We start from the raw sequence: 15,586 nt of genomic DNA, 5'->3' as shown, positions 1-15,586 counted from the left end.
CGGTCGGTAAATGTGTTTTTTATGACTGCTATTGTGAATCACCTGAATTCCGGTGGGACCGAATTCATTCGGGAAGGCAACAACGCGGTCAAGTCAGACAATCCGCATAGCCGGCTTCCCGAATAAATTCGGTCCCACAGAAATGCTGCATCAGGAAAGCGTGATGCCCGGCGTCAACGTCTCCGGCAAACTGATGCGCGGCGCTTCCAGTGAGGCCACCGGATAAGCGCAATAATCTGACGCGTAGTAGGCGCTGGCGCGATGGTTGCCCGAGGCGCCGACCCCGCCGAACGGCGCGCTACTTGCAGCGCCGGTCAATTGCTTGTTCCAGTTGACAATACCCGCCCGGCTTTCCAGCCAAAACTGCTGATAACGCGCTTCGGAGTCGGACAACAGCCCCGCCGCCAAGCCGTAGTGGGTGTCATTGGCTTCGGCGATGGCCGCCTCAAAATCAGCATAGCGGATCACTTGTAGCAGCGGTCCGAACAACTCTTCATCGGCCCGATCAGTCACGTCACTGACGTCGAGAATCCCTGGGGTGAGCAATGCGGCGTTAGCCTGCGGCTGCGTCATTTCCAATAAGGCCACGGCGCCATTGGCCAATAGCAACTCCTGGGCATCGAGCAACGCACGCGCCGCGCCCAAGGAAATGACCGAACCCATGAACGGTGCTGGCTGTTGATCGAACGCACCGACTTCAATCGTTGCGGTCACTGCCACTAGCCGTGCAAGCAACGCATCGCCCCATGCACCTTCGGGCACCAACAAACGCCGGGCGCAGGTACAACGCTGGCCGGCAGAAATAAAGGCCGACTGAATCACCGTGTACACAGCGGCTTCAATGTCTTCAACATGATCGACGATCAGCGGATTGTTGCCCCCCATTTCTAGCGCCAGGATCTTCTCCGGGCGTCCGGAAAATTGTTGGTGCAGCAAGTTTCCGGTACGGCTAGACCCGGTGAAAAACAACCCGTCGATGCCAGGGTTCGACGCCAGCGCAACGCCGGTTTCCCGAGCGCCTTGCAGCAGGTTCAACACCCCGGTTGGCAAACCGGCTTCGATCCAACACTTGACCGTCAGCTCGGCGACTTTTGGGGTCAGCTCGCTTGGTTTGAACAACACCGTATTACCCGCCAACAACGCTGGCACGATATGGCCATTGGGCAGATGCCCAGGAAAGTTGTACGGACCAAACACCGCGACCACGCCATGGGGTTTATGCCGCAGCACGGCAGTCGCATCGCCCAATGGGCCGCTTTTTTCGCCGGTTCGCTCACGGTAGCTCTGCACCGAAATCGCGATCTTGTTGATCATGCTGGTGACTTCGGTGGCCGATTCCCACAGCGGTTTACCGGTCTCTTCGCCAATGCAGCGAGACAAGGCGTCGGCATGGGTTTTCAGGCTCGCGGCAAACGCTTCCAGCAGCACGATGCGCTCATCCAGCGAACGCTTGGCCCAGGCTGGGAATGCGTGTCGCGCCGCCTTGATCGCGGCATCAACCTGCTCAGCGTTGGCGCCTTGCCCAGACCACACCACCGCCTGAGTGACCGGGTTCAACGACTCGAACGGTTCACCCTGCCCGGCGTGCCAGGCACCCGCGATATACAGCGTGCTCATCACACACCCTCCCTTGTGGCGGACAACGGCACCGCACGCACTTGATCACCGGCGCTCAGCCGCAAGCGTTTTGCGGTCATCGGATCCACCACCAGCGTGCCGGCGGCCAACCGCGCCGGGGCAGCAGTGATGCGGCAGTCTTCGCGTTTGCGGTTATGAATCAGAAACGGCGTCGCGTCGTCCCCCGGCGTACCGATGGCCAGGACCAATGCCTGACTGTCGCGTACGGCGCGGATCTTGGTGGTTTCACATTCAACGGCTGGGCCGGCGTCGAAGATGTCGACATAACCCTGATAACTGAAGCCTTCGCTCTTGAGCATTGCCAATGCCGGTTCGGTGTCGGTGTGTACACGGCCGATAATGTTGCGCGCATCTTCGGAGAGGAAGCAGGTGTAGAGCGGGAACTTGGGCATCAGTTCGGCGATGAAGGCTTTGTTGCCCACGCCCGTCAGGTAGTCCGCCTGGCTAAATTCCATCTTGAAAAAGTGCCGTCCCAGGCTTTCCCAGAAAGGTGAACGCCCGGCTTCGTTGGACATGCCGCGCATTTCGGCAATGATTTTATTGCCGAACAGCTTCGGGAATTCCGCAATAAACAGCAGCCGCGCTTTGGCCAGCAACCGACCGTTAACACCGGTACGACTGTCACCACGTAAAAACAACGAACACAGCTCTGAATTGCCGGTCAGGTCGTTGGCAAGGAACAGCGTCGGTATTTCGCGGTAGATGTTCAGTTCTTGAGACGCACTGACCGTCAGGCCTACGCGGTAGTTGTACCAAGGCTCTCGCAGTCCAACGGCACCGGCGATTGCGGAAATACCTACCACGTGGCCGTCATCGTCTTCCATGACAAACAGGTAGTCAGCGTCGGCGCGCTCGGCTTCGCCACGAAAGGTTTTCTCGGCCCAACTGATTCGGTGCGCCAAGCGCTGTTCATTGGCCGGCAGCGTGGTCAAGCCGGGGCCAGTGGTGTGCGCCAACTCGATCAGTTTCGGTAAGTCGCTGCTGCGTACGGGACGAACGATCATGCTTTCTCCTCAACCGGGCACCCGTGGGAACCCGCGAATCTCGCTAAACCTGCAAACCAGACGCCAACGGCGCCTGTTAAACCGCCACGATACGAACGCTGGCGCCTTCACCCACGCCCAGTGCCTCGGCGGCTTCCAGACTCAGGTTGACCGGTTTGCCCGGCGCCCAGTCGAGCTCCAACAGCACCGCGCGGTAATCCTGCAATTGGCCGTTGGCGACCAGATATTGGCGCCCGCCTTTGCCGATATCAGCGGTTTTCACCGTATCGAGCTTCACCGGGACCAATCGGCTCTGAGCGATCGAGCGGATACCGGACACTCGCGCATGCAAGGTCGGGCCACCGTCGAAAATATCGATGTAATGGTCGGTCTCAAAACCTTCGCGCATCAGGATGTCGAACGTGATCTGCGCACGCGGATGCACTTGACCCATGGACTCTTGCGCGGCGTCAGGCAGCAATGGCACGTATATCGGGTAATGCGGCATCAATTCAGCGAGAAAGGTCCGGCTTTTCAGGCCGCACAGACGCTCGGCCTCGGCGTAGTTCAGGTCGAAGAAGTTACGGCCGATGGCGTCCCAAAACGGCGAGTCGCCGTGCTCATCGCTGTAACCGACGATTTCGGTGACCACCGAGTCGGCAAAGCGCTCCGGATGACCGGCGACGAACAGCAGGCGCCCACGGGAATTGAGCTCAGACCAGTGGGTGCCGACCAATTCCGGGATCACATAAAAACTGGTGAGCAGGCTGTTGCCTGTCAGGTCGTGACATTGCGACAGCACGTGAATCTTGTTGTGAATCTTCAGTTCGCGAGACGCGTGAACAAAGGTCTCGTTACGAAAGCTATAGAAGGGTTCGGAATAGCCCGCTGATGCGACAATCCCGGAACACCCCACCAGGCGCCCGGTGTCGCTGTCTTCGAGCACGAAGAAGTAGCTTTCTTCACCGTTGAAACTGACTTCAGCGGCGAACGAGGCTTCCGAAGCGGCGATCTTGTCGGTCAAGCGTTCAGCATCGTCCGGCAAGGAAGTGACACCAATCGGGCTGTCTGCGGCCAGACGCTGTACCTCGCCCAGATCAGCCATTTGCGCGGGGCGCATCACCAGCATGGTGTCACTCCTTACCAAAAATACAGGCCGGCATCGCCGACACAGAAAAAAAACCGACGCTGGCAATATGACCAACGCCGAGGGGTACCGCTTTAGAACAACAGCAACAACATATCAGCAGCCCTTCACGCCTGGGTCAGCTTGGCGATAGCGCGTTCAAAACGGTTCAAGCCTTCATCAATATCGACTTCAGTCACCACCAGGCTTGGCGCGAAACGGATCACATCTGGACCGGCTTGCAGGACCATCACGCCTTCTTTTTCGGCGGCATTGAAGATGTCTTTGGCTTTGCCTTTCCAGGCATCGCTGAGCACACACCCGATCAACAGGCCCAAGCCACGCACTTGGGTGAAGACGCCGTATTGCTTGCCGATCTGTTCCAGACGCGCTTGGAACCGCGCGCGCTTGGCGTGAACGCCCGACAGTGTTTCCGGGGTATTAACGATGTCGATCACCGCTTCAGCCACGGCGCAGGCCAGCGGGTTTCCCCCATAGGTTGTGCCGTGGGTGCCTACAGTCAGGTGATTGGCCAGTGTTTCGGTGGTCAGCATCGCGGCAATCGGGAACCCACCGCCCAAGCTTTTGGCGCTGGTGAGGATGTCTGGGATCACGTTGTAATGCATGTAGGCAAACAGCTCGCCGGAACGGCCCATGCCGGTCTGCACTTCGTCGAATATCAGCAGCGCCTTGTGCTTGTCGCACACATCCCGCGCGCCTTGCAAATAGGCCAATTCACCCGGAATAACACCGCTCTCGCCTTGTACCGGCTCTAGCACCACGGCGCAGGTCTTGTCGGAAATCGCCGCTTTCAGCGCGTCCAGGTCATTGAACGGAACATGGGTGATGCCGACGATTTTCGGACCGAAGCCATCGGAATATTTGGACTGACCGCCAACGTTCACGGTGAACAAGGTGCGACCGTGGAAGCTGTTGAGCGCGGCAATGATTTCATATTTTTCCGGGCCGTACAGGTCATGAGAGACCCGACGCGCCAGCTTGAATGCAGCCTCGTTCGCCTCGGCACCTGAGTTACAGAAAAACGCACGCTCAGCAAAGGTGGCGTCGACCAGTTTCTTCGCCAGCCGCAGGGCAGGTTCGTTGGTAAATACGTTGGACACGTGCCACAGGGTATTGGCTTGCTCGGTCAGCGCACGGACCAATGCCGGGTGGGCATGGCCGAGCACGTTTACTGCGATGCCGCCGGCGAAATCCACCAATTCGCGACCCGATTGATCCCAGACGCGGGAACCCGCACCACGCACGGGGATAAAGCCCGCTGGCGAGTAGTTAGGGACCATTACCTGGTCAAAATCGGTGCGTTGCACCTGAGCATGCTCAACGGACATCGGAGTCTCCTGAAGAGGTACGTCTGCCTGAAACGGGCAAACGATGGGAGGATTGTAAGGACTGATGTGGGTCCGACCTTGCCGCCAAGCGACAACTTGTTACAGCGCAAAACCGTGTTTATCAGTGGCTTTCGGCAATGCGACATATAACGTCGGAAAAAGGCAGTTTAAACGTTTTCATGGTTTGAGCCGCAATCTACGGGTATCAACCTCGCTCAGACGGCACCGATGACAATTCAAACGGGCTGCTGCTGCGGCGCTGGTTACGGTCTTCTCGAGGGGTGGCGCCGAAGAAGTTACGGTAAGCGCTGGAGAAATGCGGCCCGGAGGAAAATCCACAGGACAAACCGATCTGGATAATCGATTTACTGGTCTGCATCAGCATCTGCCGCGCCTTGTTCAAGCGCAGCTCCAGGTAGTACTGGCTTGGTACGCGATTGAGGTATTGCTTGAAAATCCGCTCCAGTTGCCGACGTGACACGCACACGTGCTGAGCGATTTCGTCGGTGGTCAGCGGCTCTTCAATATTGGCCTCCATCAGCAACACGGCCTGGGTCAGCTTCGGATGGCTGGACCCCAGACGATTTTGCAACGGAATCCGCTGGCGCTCGCCGCCCTCGCGAATGCGCTCCACCACCAATTCTTCCGACACCGCACCAGCCAGCTCGGCGCCATGGTCACGGGCCAAAACGGCCAACATCAGATCCAGCACCGACAACCCGCCGCAGGCGGTCAAACGGTCGCGGTCCCAATCGAATAAATGGCTGGTGGCGATCACCTTTGGAAAACGCTCGGCAAAATCGTCCTGCCAGCGCCAGTGCACCGCCGCACGGTAACCGTCGAGCAAACCGAGCTGGGCCAAGGGATAAACCCCGGCAGAGAGCCCGCCGATCACACACCCGGCACGCACCAGTTGCTTGAGCGAGGCACTCAGTGCCGAGGTCATTGACGCCGGTGGCTCATCGGCCAGCAGAAACAACTTCTGACAGCCTTCCAGACGCCCCAGCCATGGTTCACCCGGCAATTGCCAGGCACCTTCCACGGGCGGTTCGGCCTGCAAAAACAGCAAGTCGTAAACCACTTCTGGGTGGACGCGCTGTGCAACACGCAAGGCTTCCTCGGCCAGTGCCAGCGTCAAGGCTTTGGTGCCGGGCCAGATGAGAAAACCAATTCGATGGGCAGTCATAGCGTGCAATCCGAAACGTATGGCGGTTGTGGGTCGAGCATCAGTGCGCTCGATCTTTATCGGTGGAACCAAGTCTTGCGGTGACGCGGAGCATGACGTGTTCTGGTGCGAAAGGCACAGTCAAAAATGTTTCGTTACTTCAAGCTGCCAGACAGAAACTGCTGAAGACGCTCTGACTGAGGGTTTATCAATACGTCACGAGGGTCGCCGCGCTCTTGGACCTGACCCTTGTGCAGAAAAATCAGCTGGTTCGAGACTTCACGGGCAAAGCCCATTTCATGCGTGACCACCACCATGGTTCGCCCTTCCTGTGCCAGCGCTTGCATCACCTTCAGCACATCGCCAACCAACTCAGGGTCAAGCGCCGAGGTTGGCTCATCAAACAGCATGACCTCGGGCTCCATCGCCAACGCCCGTGCAATCGCTACGCGCTGTTGTTCGCCGCCGGACATATGCCCCGGATACGCATGCTTGCGGTGCGAAACGCCGACTTTGGACAGGTAATGCTCGGCCTTTTCCAGGGCGTCTTTTTTTGACATGCCCAGCACATGGATGGGCGCTTCGATAATGTTTTCCAAGGCGGTCATGTGTGACCACAAATTGAAGTGCTGGAACACCATCGATAACCGCGACCGCATACGTTGCAGCTGTTTCGGGTCAGCGGCTTTCAAGCCGCCCTCCTTGTTCGCCACCAATTTCAGCTCTTCGTTGTTCAGGACGATTTTGCCGGCATGGGGTTGTTCAAGCAGGTTGATGCAGCGCAAAAAAGTGCTTTTGCCCGAGCCGCTGGAACCGATGATGCTGATCACATCGCCCGCCTTGGCCGTCAGGGTCACGCCCTTGAGCACTTCATGACTGCCGTAGCGTTTGTGCAGGTCGTGGACTTCTAGCTTGTTCATCGTTGGGTTCTCACAAAACAGTTCGCGGCGCTGGTCATGGTTCAAGCCTTGCGCGGGGCGAGATAGCCCAGCCAATGGCGCTCGGCCATTTTGAACAGTCGCACCAGAATGAAGGTCAGGCACAAGTAAAACGCGCCAGCGGTGATGTACGCCTCGAACGGTAAATAGAACTGGGCATTGACCGTGCGTGCCGCGCCAGTGATATCGATCAGGGTCACGATCGACGCCAGACTGGTGGTCTGCAGCATCATGATGACCTCGTTGCTGTACTGCGGCAGCGCCCGACGCAATGCCGACGGCAACAGAATCCGTCGGTACATTTTCGAGCGGGACATGCCCATTGCCCTGGCCGCCTCTATTTCCCCGGCCGGGGTCGATTTGAGGCTGCCTGCGATGATTTCAGCGGTGTAGGCGCTGGTATTGATCGCGAATGCCAGGCACGCGCAAAACGTCGCGCTCGACAAAAATGGCCAGAGAAAACTGTCGCGCACGGCTTGGAATTGGGCCAGACCGTAATAAATCAAAAACAACTGCACCAGCATCGGCGTGCCGCGAATCACATAGGTGTAGAGCCAAGCGGGCAGGTTGACCCAAGGGTTTTTCGACACCCGCATCAACCCCAGTGGCAACGCCGCCAGCAGGCCGAACACCAGGGAAATCCCCAGTAATTTGAGGGTAATCAGCAAACCACCAAGGTACAGCGGCAGGCTTTCCCAGACGACGTTGTAATCGAAGATCATAAGTCAGCCTCCCTAACGCCTACTGAGTAGCGTTTTTCGAGGTAGCGCAGCACCAGCAACGACACACTGGTAATCACCAAGTACATCCCCGCCACGGCTAGATAAAAGGTGAACGGCTGTCGAGTCGCATCTGCCGCCTGCTTGGCTTTGAACATCATGTCTTGCAGGCCGACCACCGAAATTAGCGCCGTGGCCTTGGTCAACACTAACCAGTTATTGGTGAACCCAGGAATTGCCAAACGAATCATCTGCGGCACCAGAATCCTGAAAAACACCTTGAAACCGCTCATTCCATAGGCCATACCCGCTTCCGCCTGGCCCTTGGGTATCGCCATGAACGCACCGCGAAAGGTTTCTGACAGGTACGCACCGAAGATGAACCCCAAGGTGCCAACACCGGCCGCCAACGGGTTCAAATCAATGTAATCGTCGAAGCCTAAGAGCGGTGCGACACGGTTCAGCAGGTCTTGGCCGCCATAGAAAATCAGCAGGATCAGCACCAGATCGGGGATCCCGCGAATCACCGTGGAATACAGATCACCCAAGCCGGCAAGCCAACGTACTGGCGACAACCGCAACGACACCCCAACCAGTCCGAGAACGATCGCCAAGGCCATGGACGACAAAGCGAGTTGCAGCGTGAGCCATGCGCCATCGAGGATGACAGCCCCGTAGCCGTTCAACATGATTCAGGTCCTCCAAGCACGACAATGAACAACGGCGCAGGCCAACAAGTCTCTGCTGGCAGCACCGCCACAAGCGTTATTCGCCGTAAATATCGAAGTTGAAGTATTTGTCCTGAATCTGTTTGTATTTGCCGTTAGCACGAATGGCAACGATGGCCGCGTTGATCTTGTCCAGATCAGCCTTGTCACCCTTGCGTACAGCGATACCAATGCCATCGCCGAAATATTTTGTGTCGGTGAAGGCCGGACCGGCGAAGGCATAACCTTTGCCTGCATCGGTGTTGAGAAAGCCGTCTTGCAATAGGGTGGCGTCAGCCAAGGTGCCATCGAGGCGACCGGCAGCAACGTCCAGGTAAATTTCGTTCTGTGAGCCGTACGGTACGATTTCAGCGCCTAAAGGCTTCAGGATTTCCTGAGCGAAACGGTCGTGAATCGACCCGCGTTGCACGCCGATTTTCTTGCCTTTGAGTTCGGTCAGATCGGCGCTGATTACCGTGCCGTCTTTCATGACCAATCGGGCTGGGGTGTTGTAGTACTTATTGCTGAAATCGACCGATTTCTTGCGGTCTTCGGTGATGGACATCGAGGACAGGATGGCGTCGATCTTGCGCACTTTCAGCGCCGGAATCAGGCCATCGAACTCTTGCTCGAACCACGTGCACTTGACCTTCATTTCCTCACACAGCGCGTTGCCAATGTCGTAGTCGAAACCCACGATGCTGCCGTCCGCAGCTTTGGATGCAAACGGAGGGTACGCCGCTTCGATGCCAATTTTCATCGGTTTTTCATCCGCAAATACGGGCTGCACCAACACAGACAACGCCATAGCGCCGAGAAGCATGAATTTTTTCATTATTAGAGCTCCATCGGCGTGAACCGACATAGGACAGCGGTGAGCCACAGGCTCAATAGGCAAAGGAAAACGAGGGCAGCAACGTCTGGGCCGAATGAGGGGCATTCTAACGAGAGGTCCAAAGTCGATATTTCTTCAATGCGACAACTAGTTACAAATGCACTGAAAAAGCGGATTTGGAATATTGACAGTGTTGGAAAATCGTGGGGAGCGAAAAGGAATTTAACCGTTTATACCAGCAAAGAACGCGCCGCTTATTCAGATAAGGCTCTATATCAATGGTTACAATGCTTGGCGAGATTTTGGAGGTCAGTATTTCAAGTTAAATCGCTTCCTAAGACCCCGAAGAAATGATTGGCGGTTACACATTCGGTTACCCGTAAACGTCTGAGTAACGTCGATAAATATCCTGTAGGGGATGCCGTCCCCTCCTCGACGCCGCGCGGTCTTGCTGAATGACCGCGTGGCGCCATTCCCGAATAAATTCGGTCCCACAGATAAACCGCGACCCCTGCAGGACTGAACTTATTCGGGAAGCGTAATAGCTGACACCCCCACTAATCGCCTCGCCAACAAGTTGGTATCTAAAGGGAAAGTGGTCTGGAGCAGGGGCGATAGGTCCGAAGGACCTTCGCCAAAACAAAAACGCCCCGCTCGGCAGCACCGGGCGGGGCGTTTTTTTAACTGCCTGGACTCAGGCGTTCATGGTCTTGTGCGTTTCGATCAGGTGTTGCACTACGCCTGGGTCTGCCAGGGTGGATATATCACCCAAGGAACCGTATTCGCCGGTGGCAATCTTGCGCAGAATGCGGCGCATGATTTTGCCCGAACGGGTTTTCGGCAGCCCCGGTGCCCACTGGATAAAGTCCGGTGAAGCAATCGGACCGATTTCCTTACGCACCCAATTTCTCAATTCCAGGCGCAGCGCCTCACTTGGCTCTTCGCCACCGTTCAGGGTGACGTAGACATAAATGCCCTGCCCTTTAAGGTCGTGTGGCACACCCACAACAGCGGCTTCGGCCACTTTAGGGTGAGCAACCATGGCGCTTTCGATTTCGGCGGTGCCCATGCGGTGCCCGGAAACGTTAAGCACGTCATCCACACGCCCGGTGATCCAGTAATAGCCGTCCTCGTCGCGGCGGGCGCCGTCACCGGTGAAGTACATGCCACGGAAGGTTTTGAAATACGTATCGACGAAGCGGTCATGGTCGCCGAACAACGTACGTGCCTGACCTGGCCACGAATCGAGAATCACCAGATTGCCTTCAGCCGCGCCTTCAATCAGGTTGCCCAAATTATCAACAAGCGCCGGCACGACGCCGAAGAACGGCCGTGTCGCCGAGCCTGGTTTAAGCGCTGTCGCCCCCGGCAGTGGGCTGATCAACACCCCCCCCGTCTCGGTTTGCCACCAAGTATCGACAATCGGGCAGCGCTCTTTGCCGACGGTCTTGTAGTACCAGTTCCAGGCTTCCGGGTTGATCGGCTCACCGACCGAACCCAACAGGCGCAGGCTTGAACCGTCCGCACCCTCAACCGCTTTGCTGCCTTCGGCCATCATGGCGCGAATGGCGGTCGGTGCGGTGTAGAGGATATTGACTTTGTGCTTGTCGATAATCTTCGACACGCGGGTAATGTCCGGGTAATTGGGCACGCCTTCAAACAGCAGGGTCGTAGCACCGTTGGCCAGCGGGCCATAAACGATATAGCTGTGGCCGGTGATCCAACCTACGTCAGCGGTGCACCAGTAGACTTCGCCTGGACGGTAATCGAACACACGTTCGTGGGTCATGGCCGCATAGACCAAGTAACCGCCCGTGGTGTGCTGCACGCCCTTCGGCTTACCGGTGGAGCCCGAGGTGTAAAGAATGAACAGTGCTTCTTCGGCGCCCATTTCTTTCGGCGCGCAATGGCTCGACGCAACCCTCATCAGGTCTTCGTACCAGATGTCACGGTGTTGGTGCCAAGCGATATCGCCGCCGGTGCGTTTGCACACGATGATCTTCTGAACGCTGGCGGTTTCCGGGTTGGTCAACGCCAGATCGACGTTGCTTTTCAGTGCCGTGCGCTTGCCACCGCGCAAACCTTCGTCAGCGGTGATCACGATTTTCGATTTGCAGTCGATGATGCGACCGGCGAGTGCTTCTGGGGAAAAGCCACCGAAGACCACCGAGTGAATAGCGCCGATCCGGGTACACGCCAGCATGGCGACCACAGCTTCGGGAATCATCGGCATATAGATAGTCACCACGTCGCCGCGGTGCACATCCTGGCCACGCAGGGCGTTAGCGAACTTGCAGACTTCTTCGTGCAGCTCGCGATAAGTGATGTCGCGGTGTTCGGAAGGATCGTCGCCTTCCCAGATGATTGCGATCTGATCGCCGCGCTCGGCCAAATGACGATCAAGACAGTTGTAGGAGACGTTCAGGGTGCCGTCAGCGAACCATTTGATGTCGACATGGTGATCGTCGAAAGAGGTTTGCTTGACTAGGGTGAAGGGGGTGATCCAATCAAGACGCTGGGCTTGCTCGCGCCAGAAGCCATCGGGATTGACCACCGACTGCTGGTACATGGCCTTATAGGTCGCCTCGTCGGTCAGCGTTGTCGCTAAAACCTCGGGACGAACAGGATATAGGGAAGCCGCACTCATCTTTGGTACCTCGGTGGACAGTTGTTTTTATATGGGCCCAGTTGTATCGCGTCCGCCCCCGGTAAAGCCATTCGACGATGGTCTTACCGGATTTGGACCACACACTATCCTACGCCCTCTGCCGGTTCGCAACAGCGCGGCCACAACCCGTGTTATCGGCTTCGACGGGGCAGCCAGTCACCCGATACGATCGTTTTCGGGGATTGTTGCAAATTTGATCAATAGCTTTATCAGAACCCCTCGTATATGAAGTGCCGCGACACGCATAGAATCAATCTCGCCAACCGGCAACTGATTAACATGTAACGCCCCCACAAAGGCTTGTTAATCCACTTGTACACTTCGTGACATGCCTGGCTTCACAAGGGTCAGGTTTCCCTCACGCTTAATATAGGAAGTTTAGTGATGAAAGCTGCACTGTTAGTTCTGGCCATGAGTGGTTTTTGCGCATCAGCCTTTGCCGCCGAAGCACCTGACGCAACAGCAAGTTCGAACCTTCCTGTTGAACAATACACTTACGCCAGCCACCTGGACGTTGCGAAAGTTATTTCCATGAGCCCTGCTTCGGATGCTTGCCAAGTAGTGCCAGCGCGTATGGACTACCTCGACTCTGCCGGTAAAGAGCACGTCGTTGAATACCGCGCCATGGGTAACGGTTGCATGGAAGGTTGATTGTACCTGCAGCATCGCTAACCAAACGCCTCGTGGGAGTCATCCCAACGGGGCGTAGTTTTGTCTACGCGTAAGAAATAACTATTAACCGGCGACTTAATACCCACAGACTCCACATTCTGGGTATCACTGCGCGCCTGTTTTCTATGCCGCCCTGTTTATCAAAAACAGCACATTAACTTAATCGTGTTCATCTTCACGCCCAGCCTTCTCGGCGCTCAGTTGATAACCGCGTAACTTGTTCGCAATAGTGGTGTGGGAGACTCCCAACCGCTTGCCTAATTGCCGACTGCTCGGGTGTTGCGCATACAGTTGCTCCAACACCGCCTTTTCAAAACGCCCAACAATGTCATCCAAACCGCCCTCCAGTGAAAAGTCTCCCAATGGCTGGCGTGCGCCGTAGTCGGGAAGCCGGATGTGTTCGGCTTTAACCATACCGCCTTCGCACAGGGACACCGCCTGAAACAGCGCATTTTCCAGTTGGCGTACGTTGCCGGGCCAATGGTAATGACTCAAACGCTCCATCGCCGCTGGTGACATTTTCGGTAGCGGACAGCCTATTTGACGACTGGCCTGATCGAGGAAGTGATTCACCAGCGGTGTTAGACCGTCCAGGCATTCGCGCAGCGGTGGAATGTGCAGCGACAACACGTTGAGCCGGTGATAAAGGTCCTGACGAAACTCACCCTTGGCGCACAGTTCAGACAGGTCGACTTGGGTGGCGCAAATCACCCGCACGTCCAGGTGCATCTCCTCATCGCTGCCCACCCGACGAAAACAGCCATCCTGCAAAAAACGCAGCAGCTTCACTTGCAAACGCGGGCTCATTTCGCCCACACCGTCCAGGAACAAGGTGCCGCCCGCCGTCAGCTCAAGCAAACCGAGCTTGCCCTCAGCCCGCGCGCCTTCGAATGCGCCGGGGCCGTAACCGAACAATTCGGTCTCGGCCATGGATTCCGGCAGTCCGGCGCAATTAAGCGCCATCAACGGTGATTGCCCACGCGGACTGGCCAAGTGGCAAGCGCGCGCCAGCAGCTCTTTACCGGTGCCGGTTTCGCCCTCAATCAACAACGGCGCATCCAATGGCGCCATGCGCCGTGCTTCACGGACCACGGCGGCCATGACTTTTGAGCTTTGGAAAATACTGTCGAAACCGCGCATTTCCTGCTTGCGCACGTGGTAAATCCGCTCGCCCACGCGGTCCGCCCGGTGCAAGGTCAACACCGCGCCCGCCATGGCTTCGCTGTCATCGTGCTGGGATTGTAACGGTGCAATGTCCGCCAGAAACACATCGCCCCGAACCTTGACCCGTAACCCGTTGATCCTGGATTTGTTGGCCCGAACCAGCGCCGGCAAGTCGAAATCTTCGGTGTAACGCGACAGCGCAATGCCCGGTACCTCGTCGACCCGCACACCCAGCAATTGCGCCGCTGCCCGATTGGCCGCAACGATGGAGCCGCCCATGTCGATGGACAACACCGGAAACTCCAAGGCGCCGAGCAGCGCGTTAAGTTCCATGTGTCGACGTTCGCTGGGCATCAATCCGACACGCTTGACCCCGAACACACCGGTGATGGCTTCGAATTTAGGGCGCAGGGTTTGGAACTGGAGATTGATCAGGTTCGGACAAAGTAAATAAATCGCGTCGCCGCGCTCACCGCCGACTTCACCTAGGGCAACGTTGACGCCGTACTCCACCAACAAATTAAGGATGTCGCGGAGAATGCCGATGCGGTTTTGGCAGTGCACTTTGATGCGCATAATCGGTTTGATCCTGAAAAACGGTCTTTTTTATTTTTCGGCTGTTTTAGTCGTCAAGATTATGTGACAGCCGCCGGGCAATTCCCATCACCTGCGCCCCGTCTTTTCGGAACACATAGGCATTAACGTAAACCTTTCGTTACGGCTAGCTGTTTTATTACGGTTATTCCCGCTGTTTCCCCGCATTCGGGTGCCATCAAATGCGTTATCTCTAAGGTCATACCTAACAAGAAGCTTCCCCCGAGGAGAACAGCATGACGCAGACCTCGTACGTGGCCCGCGAGCCCGACGTGAATGGCTTTATCGACTACCCACCTGCCGAGCATGCAGTGTGGAACACCTTGATCACGCGGCAACTCAAGGTGATAGAAGGCCACGCCTGCCAGGAGTATTTCGACGGTATCGAACAGCTGGGTTTGCCCCATGACCGCATTCCGCAATTGGCCGAGGTCAATAAGGTGCTGGGCGCCACCACGGGCTGGCAGGTCGTTCGCGTTCCAGCATTGATCCCCTTCCAAAAGTTCTTCGAATTACTGGCTAACAAACAATTTCCGGTGGCGACCTTTATTCGCAGTCAGCAAGAGTTGGATTACCTGCAAGAACCCGACATCTTCCATGAGGTGTTTGGCCATTGCCCGCTGCTGACCAACCCGTGGTTTGCTGAATTCACCCACACCTATGGCAAGCTGGGTTTGAGCGCGAGCAAGGAACAGCGTGTCTATCTGGCGCGCCTGTACTGGATGACCATCGAGTTCGGGTTGGTGGACACGCCCCAGGGTCGGCGAATTTACGGTGGTGGGATTCTGTCCTCACCCAAAGAAACGGTTTACAGCCTGTCCTCCGCGCCGGAACATCAGGCGTTCGACGCTCTGGAAGCGATGCGCACGCCGTACCGAATCGATATTTTGCAGCCGCTGTATTTTGTCCTGCCAAGCTTGAAGCGGCTGTTCGACCTCGCCCACGAAGACATCATGGGCCTGGTTCGACAGGGTATGCAGCTCGGGTTGCACGCCCCGAAATTCCCACCAAAAATCAAAGCTGCCTGA

At 56.8% G+C, this 15,586-nt stretch carries 13 protein-coding genes; 2 read left to right on the top strand and 11 right to left on the bottom strand.

Going from position 1 to position 15,586, the window contains the following annotated elements:
* Positions 1-150 precede the first annotated feature (150 nt).
* From astD to acs, 10 genes are all read right to left on the bottom strand, one after another.
* Positions 151-1,620, bottom strand: coding sequence for a succinylglutamate-semialdehyde dehydrogenase (gene astD, locus RHM59_RS00505; protein WP_322285723.1), 1,470 nt, complete (start codon positions 1,618-1,620; stop codon positions 151-153).
* Positions 1,617-2,642 (bottom strand): arginine N-succinyltransferase, encoded by a 1,026-nt coding sequence (gene astA, locus RHM59_RS00500; RefSeq protein WP_322285722.1) that lies wholly within the window; start codon positions 2,640-2,642, stop codon positions 1,617-1,619. The genes astD and astA overlap by 4 nt, the downstream gene beginning before the upstream one ends.
* A 76-nt stretch (positions 2,643-2,718) precedes the next feature.
* Positions 2,719-3,750: an arginine/ornithine succinyltransferase subunit alpha gene (gene aruF, locus RHM59_RS00495; protein WP_322285721.1), complete on the bottom strand. Its 1,032-nt coding sequence runs from the start codon at positions 3,748-3,750 to the stop codon at positions 2,719-2,721.
* 125 nt (positions 3,751-3,875) lie between these two features.
* Positions 3,876-5,096, bottom strand: coding sequence for an aspartate aminotransferase family protein (locus tag RHM59_RS00490; RefSeq protein ID WP_322168324.1), 1,221 nt, complete (start codon positions 5,094-5,096; stop codon positions 3,876-3,878).
* 205 nt (positions 5,097-5,301) lie between these two features.
* Positions 5,302-6,282 carry a transcriptional regulator ArgR gene (gene argR, locus RHM59_RS00485; protein ID WP_322168322.1) on the bottom strand — a complete coding sequence of 327 codons (981 nt, stop codon included), beginning with the start codon at positions 6,280-6,282 and terminating at the stop codon, positions 5,302-5,304.
* Positions 6,283-6,416: 134 nt separating this feature from the next.
* Positions 6,417-7,181, bottom strand: a complete 765-nt coding sequence (locus RHM59_RS00480; RefSeq protein WP_322285720.1) for an ABC transporter ATP-binding protein — start codon at positions 7,179-7,181, stop codon at positions 6,417-6,419.
* Positions 7,182-7,222: 41 nt separating this feature from the next.
* Positions 7,223-7,921 (bottom strand): ABC transporter permease, encoded by a 699-nt coding sequence (locus RHM59_RS00475; protein WP_322168318.1) that lies wholly within the window; start codon positions 7,919-7,921, stop codon positions 7,223-7,225.
* Positions 7,918-8,607 carry an ABC transporter permease gene (locus tag RHM59_RS00470; protein ID WP_322168316.1) on the bottom strand — a complete coding sequence of 230 codons (690 nt, stop codon included), beginning with the start codon at positions 8,605-8,607 and terminating at the stop codon, positions 7,918-7,920. The genes RHM59_RS00475 and RHM59_RS00470 overlap by 4 nt, the downstream gene beginning before the upstream one ends.
* Positions 8,608-8,683: 76 nt before the next feature.
* Positions 8,684-9,460, bottom strand: coding sequence for an ABC transporter substrate-binding protein (locus RHM59_RS00465; protein ID WP_322285719.1), 777 nt, complete (start codon positions 9,458-9,460; stop codon positions 8,684-8,686).
* Positions 9,461-10,154: 694 nt separating this feature from the next.
* Positions 10,155-12,107: an acetate--CoA ligase gene (gene acs, locus RHM59_RS00460; RefSeq protein ID WP_322168312.1), complete on the bottom strand. Its 1,953-nt coding sequence runs from the start codon at positions 12,105-12,107 to the stop codon at positions 10,155-10,157.
* A 405-nt stretch (positions 12,108-12,512) separates the two neighbouring features.
* Here acs and RHM59_RS00455 point away from each other — a divergent pair, with 405 nt between their 5' ends.
* Positions 12,513-12,779 carry a DUF2790 domain-containing protein gene (locus RHM59_RS00455; protein ID WP_322168310.1) on the top strand — a complete coding sequence of 89 codons (267 nt, stop codon included), beginning with the start codon at positions 12,513-12,515 and terminating at the stop codon, positions 12,777-12,779.
* A gap of 180 nt (positions 12,780-12,959) precedes the next feature.
* Here the strand turns inward: RHM59_RS00455 and RHM59_RS00450 are convergent, their stop codons facing one another.
* Positions 12,960-14,540, bottom strand: a complete 1,581-nt coding sequence (locus RHM59_RS00450; protein ID WP_322168308.1) for a sigma-54-dependent transcriptional regulator — start codon at positions 14,538-14,540, stop codon at positions 12,960-12,962.
* A 254-nt stretch (positions 14,541-14,794) separates the two neighbouring features.
* Between RHM59_RS00450 and phhA the strand changes: the two genes are divergently transcribed.
* On the top strand, positions 14,795-15,586 hold the full coding sequence (phhA, locus tag RHM59_RS00445; protein WP_322168306.1) for a phenylalanine 4-monooxygenase: 792 nt from the start codon (positions 14,795-14,797) through the stop codon (positions 15,584-15,586).

The organism is Pseudomonas sp. MH10, from assembly GCF_034353045.1.
In the GTDB taxonomy this organism is placed as follows: Bacteria; Pseudomonadota; Gammaproteobacteria; order Pseudomonadales; family Pseudomonadaceae; genus Aquipseudomonas.
Note: the sequence above shows the minus strand (reverse complement) of the source record. Positions and strands in the feature narration are given on the sequence as shown.

Coding starts and splice junctions, on each gene's coding strand:
- RHM59_RS00475 (WP_322168318.1), bottom strand. CDS start 7,921: ATGATCTTCGATTACAACGTCGTCTGGGAAAGCCTGCCGCTGTACCTT.
- aruF (WP_322285721.1), bottom strand. CDS start 3,750: ATGCTGGTGATGCGCCCCGCGCAAATGGCTGATCTGGGCGAGGTACAG.
- astA (WP_322285722.1), bottom strand. CDS start 2,642: ATGATCGTTCGTCCCGTACGCAGCAGCGACTTACCGAAACTGATCGAG.
- RHM59_RS00455 (WP_322168310.1), top strand. CDS start 12,513: ATGAAAGCTGCACTGTTAGTTCTGGCCATGAGTGGTTTTTGCGCATCA.
- acs (WP_322168312.1), bottom strand. CDS start 12,107: ATGAGTGCGGCTTCCCTATATCCTGTTCGTCCCGAGGTTTTAGCGACA.
- phhA (WP_322168306.1), top strand. CDS start 14,795: ATGACGCAGACCTCGTACGTGGCCCGCGAGCCCGACGTGAATGGCTTT.
- RHM59_RS00470 (WP_322168316.1), bottom strand. CDS start 8,607: ATGTTGAACGGCTACGGGGCTGTCATCCTCGATGGCGCATGGCTCACG.
- argR (WP_322168322.1), bottom strand. CDS start 6,282: ATGACTGCCCATCGAATTGGTTTTCTCATCTGGCCCGGCACCAAAGCC.
- RHM59_RS00480 (WP_322285720.1), bottom strand. CDS start 7,181: ATGAACAAGCTAGAAGTCCACGACCTGCACAAACGCTACGGCAGTCAT.
- RHM59_RS00490 (WP_322168324.1), bottom strand. CDS start 5,096: ATGTCCGTTGAGCATGCTCAGGTGCAACGCACCGATTTTGACCAGGTA.
- RHM59_RS00450 (WP_322168308.1), bottom strand. CDS start 14,540: ATGCGCATCAAAGTGCACTGCCAAAACCGCATCGGCATTCTCCGCGAC.
- RHM59_RS00465 (WP_322285719.1), bottom strand. CDS start 9,460: ATGAAAAAATTCATGCTTCTCGGCGCTATGGCGTTGTCTGTGTTGGTG.